At 73.3% G+C, this 12747-nt stretch carries 13 protein-coding genes; 5 read left to right on the plus strand and 8 right to left on the minus strand.

What is annotated here, in order from left to right; translation table 11 throughout:
* Positions 1-46 precede the first annotated feature (46 nt).
* The 3 genes from O2V63_RS12515 (at position 47) to O2V63_RS12525 (ending at position 2247) form a co-directional block, all read left to right on the plus strand.
* A complete protein-coding gene (locus O2V63_RS12515) occupies positions 47-694 on the plus strand; it encodes an amino acid ABC transporter permease (protein ID WP_269167853.1) in 648 nt (215 codons plus the stop codon).
* Positions 691-1587, plus strand: coding sequence for an amino acid ABC transporter permease (locus tag O2V63_RS12520; RefSeq protein WP_269167854.1), 897 nt, complete (start codon positions 691-693; stop codon positions 1585-1587). The genes O2V63_RS12515 and O2V63_RS12520 overlap by 4 nt, the downstream gene beginning before the upstream one ends.
* 249 nt (positions 1588-1836) lie before the next feature.
* On the plus strand, positions 1837-2247 hold the full coding sequence (locus tag O2V63_RS12525) for a hypothetical protein (protein ID WP_269167855.1): 411 nt from the start codon (positions 1837-1839) through the stop codon (positions 2245-2247).
* A gap of 170 nt (positions 2248-2417) precedes the next feature.
* Here the strand turns inward: O2V63_RS12525 and O2V63_RS12530 are convergent, their stop codons facing one another.
* The 3 genes from O2V63_RS12530 to O2V63_RS12540 all read right to left on the minus strand — a co-directional run bounded on the left by O2V63_RS12530 (position 2418) and on the right by O2V63_RS12540 (position 5073).
* A complete protein-coding gene (locus tag O2V63_RS12530; RefSeq protein ID WP_269167856.1) occupies positions 2418-3167 on the minus strand; it encodes a regulatory protein RecX in 750 nt (249 codons plus the stop codon).
* A 251-nt stretch (positions 3168-3418) separates the two neighbouring features.
* Entirely contained in the window at positions 3419-4456 is a 1038-nt protein-coding gene (recA, locus tag O2V63_RS12535) for a recombinase RecA (protein WP_269167857.1), read from the minus strand.
* A 206-nt stretch (positions 4457-4662) separates the two neighbouring features.
* The gene (locus O2V63_RS12540; RefSeq protein WP_269167859.1) at positions 4663-5073 is read right to left on the minus strand and encodes a winged helix-turn-helix transcriptional regulator; all 411 of its coding nucleotides are present in this window, start codon (positions 5071-5073) and stop codon (positions 4663-4665) included.
* Between the two features lie 80 nt (positions 5074-5153).
* On the opposite strand from O2V63_RS12540, the gene O2V63_RS12545 reads away from it, so the two are divergent.
* The gene (locus tag O2V63_RS12545; RefSeq protein WP_269167860.1) at positions 5154-6011 is read left to right on the plus strand and encodes an NAD(P)H-binding protein; all 858 of its coding nucleotides are present in this window, start codon (positions 5154-5156) and stop codon (positions 6009-6011) included.
* A gap of 71 nt (positions 6012-6082) precedes the next feature.
* On the opposite strand, the gene O2V63_RS12550 is transcribed toward O2V63_RS12545, so the two are convergent.
* The 5 genes from O2V63_RS12550 to O2V63_RS12570 all read right to left on the minus strand — a co-directional run bounded on the left by O2V63_RS12550 (position 6083) and on the right by O2V63_RS12570 (position 11861).
* Positions 6083-6277 (minus strand): DUF3046 domain-containing protein, encoded by a 195-nt coding sequence (locus O2V63_RS12550; RefSeq protein WP_036334075.1) that lies wholly within the window; start codon positions 6275-6277, stop codon positions 6083-6085.
* A 178-nt stretch (positions 6278-6455) separates the two neighbouring features.
* Positions 6456-7736, minus strand: a complete 1281-nt coding sequence (locus tag O2V63_RS12555) for an MFS transporter (RefSeq protein WP_269167862.1) — start codon at positions 7734-7736, stop codon at positions 6456-6458.
* Between the two features lie 80 nt (positions 7737-7816).
* On the minus strand, positions 7817-10363 hold the full coding sequence (locus O2V63_RS12560) for a beta-glucosidase family protein (protein WP_269167863.1): 2547 nt from the start codon (positions 10361-10363) through the stop codon (positions 7817-7819).
* Between the two features lie 112 nt (positions 10364-10475).
* Entirely contained in the window at positions 10476-11621 is a 1146-nt protein-coding gene (locus O2V63_RS12565) for an acyl-CoA dehydrogenase family protein (protein ID WP_269163552.1), read from the minus strand.
* 15 nt (positions 11622-11636) lie between these two features.
* Positions 11637-11861 carry a KTSC domain-containing protein gene (locus O2V63_RS12570; protein WP_269163551.1) on the minus strand — a complete coding sequence of 75 codons (225 nt, stop codon included), beginning with the start codon at positions 11859-11861 and terminating at the stop codon, positions 11637-11639.
* A 108-nt stretch (positions 11862-11969) separates the two neighbouring features.
* On the opposite strand from O2V63_RS12570, the gene O2V63_RS12575 reads away from it, so the two are divergent.
* The gene (locus O2V63_RS12575; RefSeq protein ID WP_269167864.1) at positions 11970-12734 is read left to right on the plus strand and encodes a methyltransferase domain-containing protein; all 765 of its coding nucleotides are present in this window, start codon (positions 11970-11972) and stop codon (positions 12732-12734) included.
* The last annotated feature ends 13 nt before the right edge of the window (positions 12735-12747 follow it).

Here is a 12747-nt window from a genome sequence, read left to right on the forward strand (position 1 = left end):
ACCGCCCGGCAGCTCCACGTCACCCGCGGCCTCGAGAGGAGGCGCAGTGCAGTTCCTGATCGACAGCTTCCCGCTGCTGTGGGACGCCTTCCTCACGACGCTGAGCCTGTCCCTGCTCGCCGGCGTGCTGGCCCTGGTCCTGGGCACCCTGCTGGCGGCCTTCCGGGTCAGCCCCATCCCCCCGCTGCGCGGGCTGTCCACGTTCTACGTGGAGACCTTCCGCAACACCCCGCTCACGGTGGTCTTCTTCTTCATCATCTTCGGGCTGCCGCAGATCGACTTCGCGGTCGGCTTCTTCACCGGATCGGTGCTGGCGGTCGGCTTCTACACCGCGGCCTTCGTCTGTGAGGCCGTCCGTTCAGGCATCAACGCCGTCTCCGCCGGCCAGGCCGAGGCCTCACGCGCCATCGGGCTCACCTTCGGCCAGTCGCTGCGCGAGGTGGTGCTGCCGCAGGCCTTCCGCTCGGTCGTGCCGCCGCTGGGCAACGTCTGGATCGCCATGGTCAAGAACACCTCGATCGCCGCGGGCTTCGCCGTCTCGGAGCTGACCGCGTCCATGCAGCGACTGTCCAACGCCAACGCCGGGGAGCTGTTGCTCGTCCTGGTGGCCGTCGTCGTCGGCTACATGCTCATCACGCTGCCCTCCGCCTACGCGATCAGCCGGGTCGAGCGACGGGTGGCGATCCTGCGATGAGCGCCCCCGTCCTGTTCGACGTGCCGGGCCCCAAGGCCCGGGCGCGCATCCGCATCGGCACGGCCATCGGCGCGCTCGTCGTGCTGGCGATCGTCGGCTTCGTCCTCGTCCGCCTGGCCGGCAACGACCAGCTCGACCCGCAGCGCTGGGCGGTGCTCTTCGACCCCGGCAGCGGCGTGCCCCAGGCCCTCGCGGAGGCCCTGCTCCGCACGCTGAAGGTCGCGTTCGTCGGCATGGTCTTCGCGACCCTCCTCGGGCTGCTGCTGGCAGCGGGCCGGCTGTCGGACCACCGCTGGGTCCGGATCCCGGTGACCACGGTGATCGAGTTCTTCCGCGCGATCCCGCTGCTCGTGGTGATCTTCGCGCTGTTCTTCATCCTGCCGAGCTTCGGCATCCGGCTGAGCGCCTACGCGGCGCTGACCGGCGGGCTGGTGCTCTACAACATGGCGGTGCTGGCCGAGATCTTCCGGGCCGGGATCCTGTCTATCGACAAGGGCCAGCGGGAAGCGGCCTTCGGCATCGGCCTGCGGAAGTCCCAGGTGATGACGCTGGTGTTGCTTCCCCAGGCGGTGCGCCGCATGCTGCCGGTGCTCATCGCCCAGCTGGTCGTGCTGCTCAAGGACAGCTCGCTCGGTTTCATCATCGGCTACTTCGAGCTGCTCCGGCAGGCCCGCAGCCTGGTCGAGTTCTTCATCCCGCAGTTCGGCAACCAGTACACGTTCCAGCTGTACGTGGGCGCCGGGCTGATCTACATCATCGTCAACGTGCTGCTCTCCCAGCTGGCCAAGCTGGTGGAACGGCGCAGCAGCTCCACCACCACGGCGAGCCGGAACGCCGTCGTGCCGGCGAACACGCCGTCGGTCACCGGCGCAGCGGGCGGTCCCGGCAGCTGAGCCGAGCCCCGTCCCGCACGCACGCACCAGCCCCCGGCGTCCACACTCAGGACGCCGGGGGCTGGTGCGTGTGGGACCTGCCGCCCGGCTCGACAGTTGCGCCAGCCGGGCGCGACCGGGCCCCCGCACGTCCCTGCGGTCCCACCCGGCGCACCGCTACCGGTGGTCCGGACGCCTGCCCTCTGGCCTTCCCCGGCTTGGCACATTGCGCCGGTGCCTCCGACCCTCCGTCCTGCCGAGACTGGGAGTGTGACCTCGACTGCCGCCGCTCCGCGCCACATGCACCTGGATCTCGACGAGGACGACGACCTGGCCACCACCACCCAGATCTTCGTGAGCAAGCTCCGTGCCAGCGCACGCCGGTTCGCCGCCGCCTCCGGAGCGGAGTCGGCGATCGTCCGAGAGGCCGTGCCGCCGGCCCGGCACCGTCGCTCTCGCTGCCGGGTGGTGCTGCTGTACGCCGGTGGCCAGGAGTCCGACGTGACCTTCTTGGGGCCGTCCAGCTCGGTGGCGGGCAAGGAGGTCACCATGTCGCAGTTCGACACCGCGATCGAGCTGTGGCTGCGGGCCGGGCAGGAGCGCAGCCGGCGGTGGCTGATGCCGGACGAGGAGGCCGCCGACGGCGTGGCCATCGACATCTCCGCCTGGTTGAACCGCTGAGCGGCAGCCAGGGCCACTGATCGTCTGGCTCTCCTGCCCAGGGGCGCCGGCGGTCCACGCTGCCCCGGCGCGGGACCGAGGCTCGGAGAACGCAGATCAGCCGATGCGAGGCTCCTCGCATCGGCTGATCTGCGTTCGGAGAACGGGTGCGTGAACGCCCGCCCAGCCCCTCAGGGCAGGTCGTCGACCGGCACGGAGCCGGGTGGCGGTCGCAACCGGCCGATCGGCCGGGCCAACCCCTCCCCCACCTCGCCGCCCATGTCCGCCTCCTCGCCACCGGCGGCGCGAGCGCGGGCAGCAGCACGGGCCGCCGATCGCTCGCGTGACCACGGCACCGGGGCGGCGAGATCCGGGTCCGGGTCACTGGACGCCTCGATGAGCTCGGACCGGTCTCCCGGCCCAGCGGGCGCTGCGGCCGCTGTACCGGCCGGGCCGTCGGACAGCTCGTCGACGTCGCGGCCGTCGAGGGCCTCGCGCACCACGTAGCCGGCCAGCCCGCCGCCGTAGCCCTTGCGGGCGAGCATGCCGATCAGGCGCCGCTCCGCGGTGACCCGGTCGAGCCGGCGCATCGAGGGGAGCTTCCGCTCGACCAGCCGCCGGGCGGAGTCCCACTCGTCCTGCGGGTCGACCTCCGCGACGGCAGCCGCGGCCACCTCCCCGTCGACCCCCTTGGCCCGCAGCTCGGCACTGAGCGCCCGCCGGGCCAGCCCACGACCGGACTGCCGGGTGGAGACCCAGGCGGCTGCGAAGGCGGCGTCGTCGATGAGCCCGACCTCGGTGAACCGGTCGAGCACCGCAGCCGCCGCCTCGTCGGGGACGTCCTTCTTGGCCAACAGGTCGGCCAGTTGCTTGCGGGTCTTCGCCGTCCCGGTCAGCGCCCGCAGACAGATCCCCCGGGCGACCGCCTCGGGGTCCTCCATCTCGACTGGGTCACCGGACTCTTCGGCGTCAGCCGGGCGGCGACTCCACTGGGGCCCCGAGCTGCGACCGCTGCGTTCCCGGCGCCCGCCCGACCCAGTCGAATCGGACGAGTCGGGACCGCGCCGGGCACTGCTGGCCCCGGGGCGACGCGAACCGGACCGGCGACCTCTGTCACCGGCCGGTACGACGTCGCCCCCGGAGCCCTCGCTGCCCGGCCCGTCCTCGAACAGTGCGTCCGACACCGGCGGGGTCAGAAGTCGGCCGGTGCGGCCGCCGGGGCCTCGGCCGCCGCCACGACCCCGATGCCGAGCTTCTCCTTGATCTTCCGCTCGATCTCGTCGGCGAGGTCGGGGTTGTCCCGCAGGAAGGTGCGGGCGTTCTCCTTGCCCTGACCGAGCTGGTCGCCCTCGTAGGTGTACCAAGCGCCGGACTTGCGGACGAAGCCCTGCTCCACACCCATGTCGATGAGCCCGCCCTCGCGGCTGAAGCCATGACCCCAGATGAGGTCGAGCTCGGCCTGCTTGAACGGGGCGGCCACCTTGTTCTTGACGACCTTCACCCGCACCCGGCTGCCGACCGCGTCGGTGCCCTGCTTGAGGGTCTCGATCCGGCGGATGTCGAGCCGCACCGAGGCGTAGAACTTCAGCGCCCGACCACCGGTGGTGACCTCCGGGGAGCCGTAGACCACGCCGACCTTCTCGCGCAGCTGGTTGATGAAGATGCAGGTCGTGCCGGAGTTGCTGAGCGCACCGGTGATCTTGCGCAGCGCCTGGCTCATCAGCCGGGCCTGCAGGCCGACGTGGCTGTCGCCCATCTCGCCCTCGATCTCGGCGCGGGGCACCAGAGCCGCCACCGAGTCGACGACGATGAGGTCGAGCGCGCCGGAACGGATCAGCATGTCGGCGATCTCCAGCGCCTGCTCACCGGTGTCGGGCTGGCTGATCAGCAGTGCGTCGGTGTCGACCCCGATCGCCCGGGCGTAGTCCGGGTCGAGGGCGTGCTCGGCGTCGATGAAGGCGACGATGCCGCCGGCCGCCTGGGCGTTGGCCACCGCGTGCAGGGCGACCGTCGTCTTGCCGGAGGCCTCGGGGCCGTACACCTCGACGACGCGGCCACGGGGCAGGCCGCCGACGCCGAGGGCGATGTCGAGGGCGACGGAGCCGGTCGGGATGACCTTCATGGCGACCTCGGGCGAGTCGCCCAGGCGCATGACGGAGCCCTTGCCGAACTGCTTGTCGATCTGGGCGAGGGCCATGTCGAGGGCCTTGTCGCGGTCGAGCGTTGCCATGGTGGCCACCTTCGGATGTCGCTGTAGCGGGTCGTCGCCGACGCTAGGGCGGGGGTCTGACACTTTCCGCGGACCGGGTGCATCTGTGGACGGACACCGGACCTGTGGACGACACCGTATGCCGAACACCTGTTCGAATCCAGTGACACGCCGGATCGGCGCGTCGTGCCGTCCAGCACCCCTCGGCGTCCACCGGGACAGCCCGGTCAGCGCGGCGGACGGACCTCGTCGGCGAGGGCCCGGGCCGCGTGCACGGCCGGCATCCGACCTTCGACGAAGGAGATGAGCGCCAGCAGGTGCGGCACGAGGGCGACGCCGTCCTCGGTCAGCCGGTACTCCACGTGCGGGGGGATCGCCGACCGCACCTCGCGGTGCACCCAGCCGTCCCGCTCGAGGGTCTGCAGGCTCTGCGCCAGCATCCGCTCGCTCACGCCCTCGACCCGGCGGCGCAGCTCACCGAACCGGTGCGGGGACTCGGCCAGGGCCGACAGCGCCAGCAGCGACCACTTGCCGGTCACGTGCTCCAGCGCCTCGCGGGAGGTGCAGGCGCGCCGGAAGACGTCGGCCACCAGCTGCTCGACCGTCTGCTCCACCGCACCCCCAGCCACCTCGCGCACGCCACCAGAGTACCGTCCGACGAGCTGGCACTCACTTTTCGTAAGTGCCTACCGTGCAGGAAGCACTCGGAGGAGTCCCCTTGATCACCGTCACCGGAGCCAGCGGCCATCTCGGCCGGCTCGTCGTCACCGGACTGCTGGACGCCGGGGTGCCCGCCGGCGAGGTCGTGGCCGTCGTCCGCACCCCGGGGAGGGCCAGCGACCTGGCCGCCCGTGGCGTGCAGGTCCGCCATGCCGAGTACGGCGACCCGGCGAGCCTGCAGACCGCCCTGCAGGGCACCGACCGGCTGCTGCTGGTCTCCGGCAGCGAGGTGGGCCAGCGGGTGACCCAGCACGGCAACGTGCTGCAGGCGGCCCGGGCCGCAGGCGTCGCGCTGGTCGTCTACACCAGCGCGCCGAAGGTCGACGACACCCCCCTCCCCCTGGCCCCCGAGCACGCCGCCACCGAGCAGCTGATCGCCGAGGCCGGGCTCCCGGCCGTGGTGTTGCGCAACAACTGGTACCTGGAGAACTACGACCAGCCGATCACGACGGCCGCTGCGACCGGCGAGGTCGTCGGCAGCTCGGGGGCGGGTCGGATCGCCGCGGCGACGCGCGCCGACTTCGCAGCCGGCGCGGTCGCCGTCCTGACCGCGGCGGAGCCGGAGCCGGGCGTCGTGGAGCTGGGCGGGGACCAGCCCTTCGCGCTCGCCGACCTGGCCGCCGCCGTCGCCGCAGAGACGGGCCGGGAGGTCACCTACCGCGACCTGTCCGCCGAGGAGCACGTGCAGTTCCTGCTCGGGCAGGGCCTGCCGCAGGAGACCGCCGAGTTCGTCGTCGGCCTCGACCAGTCGATCGCCCAGGGCGCCCTGGAGACCGGGAGCACCGCACTGTCGGCGCTCATCGGCCGGCCGACCACCTCGCTCGCCGAGCACGTCCGCTCGGTCCTCGCGGGCTGAGCACGCGTCCCGCCGGAGGCTCGACGTCCGCTCCGCGGACCAGCAGCTCAGCGTTCCTCCGGCGGGACGGCTCAGCGTTCCTTCGGCGGGACGTCGTACTCCTTGCAGATCTCCAGCCAGACCGTGCGCACCGGCACGCCCGCCTCGATCGCCTCTGCGGCGGTGCGCCCGCCCAGCGGACCGAAGACGTGGTCGCTGGCGACGCTCTGCGCACGGATCGCACCGAACTGGCGCTCCATCCGGGACCGGAACTCCTGCAGCCGCACGCCACGACGGTACCCACCCGCCGGCAGCCCGCGCGCCGGGCACCACCGGCCCCGGGCCGCGGCCTCTACCCTCGTCGCATGGTCCCCAGCACCGGCTCCCCCACCTGGGACCTGATCCTGCAGATCGCCATCGTCGGCGCCTTGGTCGCACTCCTGGTCCTGCTGGCCCGCGACTACCTCAACCGGCGCTGAGCCGAGGGCGGGCCCGCACCCAGACCACCAGCAGCGGGCCGATGAGCGCTGCGGACACCGCCGCCACCAGTCCGAAGCCGCCGAGCGCGAGCAACGGGCCACCCACCGCGCCGGCCACGGCTGCCCCCAGGCCCATGAGCAGGTCGGTCGCGCCCTGCGCCGACGGGCGGACCTCGGCGGACACGGACTCGGTGACCAGGGTCGACCCGGCCACCAGCCCGCAGGACCAGCCCAGCCCGAGCAGGAACAACCCGACGCCGAGCTGGAGGGCGGCCCCCGGGGGCGCCGTGCCCGCGACCACGGCGGCCAGCAGGAGCAGCACCCCACCCAGCGCGACCGTCGCCGCCCGCCCGGCCCGGTCGGCGAGCCAGCCGACCACCGGGGAGAACAGGTACATCCCGGCCACGTGCACGCTGATGACCAGGCCGATCACCCGCAGCGTCGTCCCGTCGGCCCCGGAGTGGCCGGCGCCCATGTGCACCGGGGTCATCACCATCAGCCCGACCATCACCGCGTGCGAGACGACGACGGCGGTCAGCCCGAGCCGCCCACCGGGGGTCGCCCACACCGCGCGCAGCGCCGCCGCCGAACCCGACCGCAGCGGCGCCGGCCCGGCCGGGCGGTTGGCCGCGGTGAGCTGCCGGGCCAGCAGCAGCGGGTCCGGGCGGAGCAGCGCGAGCACCCCGAGGACGACGACCGCGAACACCGCGATGGAGAGCACGAACGCCCCACCCAGCGCAGGCAGCCCGAGCGCGCGCCCCAGGTCGTCGGCAGGGCCGGCCAGGTTGGGCCCGAGCACCGAGCCGATCGTGGTGGCCCACACGACCAGAGACAGCGAGCGGCCACGGTGTTCGGGCTCAGCCAGGTCGGCCGCGGCGTAGCGGGCCTGCAGCCCGCTGGTGGTGGCGGCCCCGAACAGGAAGAGGCCGACGAGCAGGAGGAGCAGGGAGGACGACGCCGCGGCCGCGACGACGACCAGGGAGCCGACGCCCGCGACCCCGTAGCCCAGGGACAGCCCGACGCGTCGGCCGTACCGGTCGCTGACCTGAGCCAGCGGGACGGCGATCAGCGCAGCACCCAGGACGCTCGCCGTCTGCCCCAGCCCGGCGGCGGCGTCGCTCCCGGCGACGTCCCGGGCGAGCAGCCCCCCGACCGTGATGCCGATCGTCACGCCCAGCCCGCCGAGGGCCACCCCCGCCGAGAGCACCCCCAGCGTGCGGCGCTGGACGACGGCCTGGTCGGGGAGGGACAGCGACGGTCGGGTCACCGGGTGAGTGTGCCCGACCGTCGCCGCTGATCGACCGGTCGACGGCCCGCCGGTGTGGGGTCACCGGCGGGCCGATCGGCTCAGCGGACGCGCACCGAGTCCGTCAGGCGCACGTCGTCCGAGGCCGAGCCGACGAGCACCGGACGGACGCCGCAGGCGCGCTCCCACCGGTCGTCCTCGGCGTCCCACACCGAGAGCTGGCGCTCGTCGACCTCGATCGTCACCCGCTGCCGCTCGCCCGGCTCCAGCGTCACCCGGTCGAAGCCGGCCAGCTGGAGCGTCGGCGTGCCGGCCGCGGTGCCGGCGCCCAGGTACACCTGCGGCACCTCGGTGCCGGTCCGCGACCCGGTGTTGGTGAGCACGAAGGACACCTCCACGCCGTCCCGGCCGATGTGGGTGCGCAGCCGGGAGTAGTCGAACGACGTGTACGACAGCCCGTGCCCGAAGGCGAACAACGGGTCGGTCCCGGTGGCGGCGTACCAGCGGTACCCGACGTCCGTGCCCTCGCTGTAGGTCTGCTGGTCGGGCACCCCGTCCCCGTCGAGGTCGACGCCCGGGTAGTTCGCCGGGTCGCTGACCGGCGTCCGGGCCGGGTCGGCCGGGTACGTCTGCGGGAGCTTGCCGGCCGGGCCGGCCACACCGGTGAGCAGGTCGACGGTCGCCTCGGCGCCCTCCTGACCCGGGTACCACATCTGCAGCACCGCCGAGACGTCGTCCAGCCACGGCATGAGCACCGGGTCGCCGGTGTTCAGCACGACCACCGTGCGCGGGTTCGCCGCCGCCACGGCGGCGATGACCTCGTCCTGGAACCCGGGCAGCGCCAGCGACGCCCGGTCCTCCCCCTCGGTGCCCTCGTTGTAGCCGAAGACCACCGCGGTGTGCGCCGCCTCCGCCGCGGAGACGGCCTCGTCGATCCGCTGCTGACGCAGCTGCGGGGTCGTCCAGTGCAGGCGGAGCTGCACCGGCGCCTCGACCGTGCCGGTGCCGCTCACCGTGAAGGCGACCTGCTCGCCGGCCGCCAGCTCGACGGTCCAGCTGTCGTTGATGAAGCCGTCAGCGGTGGGGATGAGGCTGCCGCCCAGCGCACCGAACCGGTTCTGGGTGGAGGCCACCTGCTCCTCGCCCAGGTTCACCTCGGCGCCGGGCCCGGTGGTCTGCAGGTGGAACGTGTACGTGCCGGCCTCGGGGGCGGTGACGGTGACGTCCTCGCTGAACTCCCCGGTGAGGGCGGCCTCGCCGGTGAGTTCCAGCGGGTCGCCGCTGCCCAGCACCGCGCCGGGCACAAGCTCGCCCTCGAGGTCCTCACCGGTCGCCCAGGTGACGTCCGCGCCGCCGGCCTCGAGCACCTCGACGGTGCTGTCGACCGCGCCGGCGTCGGGGTTGACCCGGGCGCTGCCGCCGCCGCCGATCAACGGGGTGGCCGCCGTGGGCCCGACCACCGCGAGACCGCCCAGCGCCTCGTCGGACAGCGGGAGAGCGCCCTGCTCGTTGCGCAGCAGGACGGCGCCCTCCGTCGCCACCTGCCGGGCCACCGCGGCGTTCTCCTCGACCGCACGCTCGGGGTCCTCCCCCACGCCGTCGAGCAGCCCGACCTCGGCCATCGCGGTCAGCACGCCGGTGACCGCCCGGTCCAGCGCGGCCGCGACCGGCTCGGACAGGTCGCGCTCGGTCACCTGCCCGTCGCCGTCGACGTCCTGGGCCAGCTCGGGGAACGCCATCGGCCGGGGCATCTCCACGTCCAGCCCGGCCACCAGGGCCTCGGGCCCGTGGATGGCGAACCAGTCGGTCATGACGAAGCCGTCGAAGCCCCACTGCTCGCGCAGCACCTCGGTGAGGAGCTCGGAGTTCTGGCACGCCTGGACGGACTCGACCTGGTTGTAGGCGCACATGACCGCGCCGATCCCGGCGTCGACGACCGCCTCGAAGCCGGCCAGCTCCGTCTCGTGGAGGGTCTTCTCGTCGACCAGGACGTCCAGGCCGGCGCGGCCCAGTTCCTGGTTGTTCGCCGCGAAGTGCTTGGCCGTGGCGATGACGCCGTGGTCCTGGATGCCGGAGACCTGCGGGGCCGCGAGGGAGGCGGTGAGGAGCGGGTCCTCGCTCAGCGTCTCGAAGTTCCGGCCGGCGTAGGGGGTGCGGACCAGGTTCATCATCGGGCCGAGCAGCACCTCCATGCCCAGCGCATCGGCCTCCTGACCGAGCACCCCGCCGTACGCGGCGGCCAGCTCCGGGGAGAACGTCGCCCCCAGCGCGACCGGGGCCGGCAGCGCGGTCGCCGGCTCCGCGGCACGGACGCCCGAGGGCCCGTCGGCCATGTCGAGGGTCGGGATGCCCAGTCGCGGGACCCCGCCCAGGGCGCCGGCGGCACCGTTGCTGCCGGTGGTCCCCCCGAGCAGCCCGAACTTCTCCGGGACGGTCAGCTGGGCCACCAGGGCGGCCACCTGCTGCGCGATGCGGTCCTGGTGGCCACGGTCGTGGCCGTGCCCGTTGCCGTTGCGGTGGCCGTTGCCGTCTGCGTGCCGGTCGGTGCCCGGCGAGGCGAGCGCCGGGGTGGCCCCGCCGGTGACGACCGCCGCCGCGGCGACGAGGGCGACGCCGGCACGCAGGCGTCGAGTGCGGTGCGGTCTCATGTGCGACTCCTGTGTCGCGCCCGGGGTGACCCCGATGTCCCCCGAGACGGGGCCGAACCTAGGGACCGGCTGAGCCACCACACAACCGGGGTTCCGGTGGGTGGCAACGTCGTCAGAGCCCCATCGAACGCCCCACGATCTCCTTCATGATCTCGTTGGTCCCGCCGTAGATCGACTGCACCCGAGCGTCCCGCCAGGCCTTGGAGACCCGGTACTCGCTCATGTAGCCGTAGCCGCCGTGCAGCTGCAGGCACCGGTCGGCGACCTTGTTCTGCAGCTCCGTCGTCCACCACTTGGCCATCGCGGCATCGGTCGCGGTGAGGTCGCCGCTGTCGAGCTGGCGCACGCACTCGTCGACGAAGGTCCGCGCAATCGTCACCTCCGTCTGCAGCTCGGCGAGGACGAAGCGGGAGTTCTGAAAGGACCCGACGGGCCGGCCGAACGCCGTCCGGGTGGTGACGTACTCGACGGTCAGCGCGAGCACGGTCTCGGCGGCGGCCACCGCGGAGACCGCGATGTGCAGCCGCTCCTGCGGCAGGTTCTGCATCAGGTGGGCGAAGCCGCGCCCCTCGGTGCCCAGCAGGTTGGCGGCGGGCACGCGGACGTCGTCGAAGAACAACTCGGCGGTGTCCTGCGCCTTCAGCCCGACCTTGTCCAGGTTCCGGCCCCGGGAGAAGCCGGCCATGTCGCGCTCGACGACGAGCAGGCTGAGGCCCTTGGACCCCGGCGCGTCAGGATCGGTGCGCGCCACGACGATGACCAGGTCGGCGTTGATGCCGTTGGTGATGAAGGTCTTCGAGCCGTTGAGCACCCAGTGCTCGCCGTCCCGGCGGGCGGTGGTGCCGATGCCCTGCAGGTCGCTGCCGGCGGCGGGCTCGGTCATCGCGATCGCGGTGATCAGCTCACCGGTGCAGAAGCCGGGCAGCCAGCGCTGCTTCTGCTCCTCGGTGGCGAGGTCCTGCAGGTAGGGGCCGACGACGTCGTTGTGCAGCCCGAAGCCCACGCCGCTGGCGCCGATCCGGACGAGCTCCTCGCTCAGCACGCAGGACCAGCGGAAGTCGCGCACCCCGCCGCCGCCGTACCGCTCGTCCACCCCGATGCCCAGCAGCCCCTGCGCGCCGGCCGTCGTCCACAGCTCTCGCGGCACGATGCCGGCGCGTTCCCAGTCGTCGTGGAACGGCGCGACCTCCTTCTCGCAGAAGGCCCGGACGCTGCTCCGGAAGTCGTCGTGGTCGGCCTCGTACAGGCTGTGACGCATGCCACGAAGTGTGGCTCAGCCCCAGCGCCGGCCGACAGCCCGGTAGCCGAAGTCGGGCTTGATCTCGGTGTTGAGGAAGCGGCCCTTGCTCTCCGCGCGGAGCAGGGACAGCACGCGCTCCGCCGGCACCTCGAGGAAGTGGTAGACGCGTCCGTCGGTGAACACGATCTCGAGGACCTGCTGCTCCTCGTCGTAGCCGACGGTCGCGATGCTGGAGGACTGCACCGCTGCTCGCTGCATGGCTGCCCCCTGGGGGACGACGGCTGAATGACACCAGTGTGATCCGCCCGGGTCCGCATGTCGACGAACCCACTTGTCGACCCGGCGACGGGTCGACAGGCTGCCGCGGTGCGCACCTTCGAGGAGCTCGTCGCCGAGGGCGCAGCCGTGCCGACCGAGGGCTGGGACTTCTCCTGGTTCGTCGGCCGGGCGACCGAGGAGCGCCCTCCCTGGGGCTGGCGCGGGCTGCTGGCCGGCCGGCTCGGGAGTGCCCTCGGCTCGCTGGACCTGCAGACCGGCGGCGGCGAGGTGTACGCCGAGGCACTGGCCCGGGCCGCGCGGCGGCCCGGGCGGGTGGCCGCCACCGAGTCGTGGCCGCCGAACCTCACCCTCGCCCGGCGGCGCCTGGCGGAGTGGGGCGGCGAGGTGGCCGAGGTGGCGGACGACGGCCCGCTCCCCTTCCCCGACGCCGCCTTCGACCTGGTGAGCAGCCGGCACCCCACCGTCCAGCGCTGGGAAGAGATCACCCGCGTCCTCTCCCCCGGCGGCAGCCACCTGTGCCAGGGCATCGGGTCGGGCACCCACCGGGTGCTGGCCGAAGCGCTGCTGGGGCCCCTGCCCGGCGCCGACGAGCCCACCGGCGACCTGGCCGCCGAGGCCGCCCGGGCGGCCGGCCTGCAGGTGGTCGACCTGCGGGCCTGGCGCTGCCGGGTGGAGTTCCGCGACGTCGGCGCGGTCGTGCACTTCCTGCGCAAGGTGGTCTGGACGGTGCCGGACTTCTCGGTGGAGCGGTACCGCCCGCAGCTCGCCGAGGTGCACCGCCGGATCGAGCGGGACGGCGCCTTCGTGTCGTGGTCGCAGCGCTACCTGATCGAGGCCCGCCCCCCGCGCTGAACCGCTGGCCAGG

Origin of the sequence: Modestobacter sp. VKM Ac-2977 (assembly GCF_026968045.1) — a bacterium.
Lineage (GTDB): Bacteria > Actinomycetota > Actinomycetes > Mycobacteriales > Geodermatophilaceae > Modestobacter.